This window comes from Candidatus Symbiopectobacterium sp. NZEC135 (assembly GCF_025962695.1).
Map to the genome: position 1 here is coordinate 1 of NZ_JAGFPF010000674.1, position 1,052 is coordinate 1,052.

Consider the following 1,052-nt stretch of genomic DNA (forward strand, 5'->3'; position numbering starts at 1 on the left):
AATTCCTACTAAGGTCGCCCGATGACGCCAGAATCCGTAATGGCTTTAGGCTATGAAGCAATGAAGGTCGCACTGGCACTCGCAGCCCCACCGCTGCTGTCAGCGCTGTTTAGCGGCCTGATTATCAGTCTGTTACAGGCGGCAACCCAGATCAACGAAATGACGCTGTCCTTTATCCCTAAAATTCTGACGGTGTTTTTCACACTGGTGATTGCGGGACCCTGGATGCTTAGCTTGATGCTGGATTACATGCGCACGCTGTTCGGCCAACTGCCAACGATCATCGGCTAGCCATGCTGACGCTTGATAGCACACAGTGGGAGATCTGGGTCAATCAGTTCCTGTTGCCCCTGATACGCATTCTGGCGTTAATCACCACCTGCCCGGTGTTCAATGAGCGTGCAGTTCCGGCTCGCGTGAAGATCTGCCTCGCCGTTGTGATTACCCTGCTGGTCGCCCCCTACTTGCCCGTCAATACCACACCGATATTTTCTGTTGGCGGTATCTGGATCATTATTCAACAGTTACTTATCGGCGCTGCGCTCGGATTCACCATGCAATTGTCCTTCGCCGCGGTCAGGTTATCGGGAGAGCTTATCGGTATGCAAATGGGGCTGGCCTTTGCCACCTTTTTTGACCCCACCGGTGGGCCGAACATGCAGGTACTGGCACGCTTTCTCAATATCCTGGCGATGTTGCTGTTTATGGCATTCAACGGCCATTTATGGATGATCTCACTGATTGCCGACAGCTTTTATACCTTGCCAATCAGTACTGCACCGCTCAGTGGTGATGGTTTTCTGGGACTGGCCCGGGCAGGAAGCATGATATTTATTAACGGCATGATGCTTGCCCTGCCGCTGATTACACTGCTGCTGGCACTCAATATCTCGCTCGGTTTGTTAAACCGCGTTGCCCCTCAGCTCACCGTGTTTGTGATTGGTTTTCCACTGACATTAAGCGTGGGAATCATGACGCTCGGTATGCTGCTTTTCCTGTTAGCCCCTTTCACCGAACACCTGTTCAGTGAAATCTTCAACGTTCTCGCTGAC

2 protein-coding genes are annotated in these 1,052 nt (G+C 52.2%); both read left to right on the top strand.

The genetic code is table 11. The features are described 5' to 3' along the window. The first annotated feature begins 21 nt into the window (after window positions 1-21). Window positions 22-291 carry a flagellar biosynthesis protein FliQ gene (gene fliQ, locus J5224_RS35960; protein ID WP_195312453.1) on the top strand — a complete coding sequence of 90 codons (270 nt, stop codon included), beginning with the start codon at window positions 22-24 and terminating at the stop codon, window positions 289-291. A 2-nt stretch (window positions 292-293) separates the two neighbouring features. Next, window positions 294-1,052: flagellar biosynthetic protein FliR (gene fliR / locus J5224_RS35965; protein ID WP_264628645.1), on the top strand; the 759-nt coding region annotated here is incomplete at its 3' end.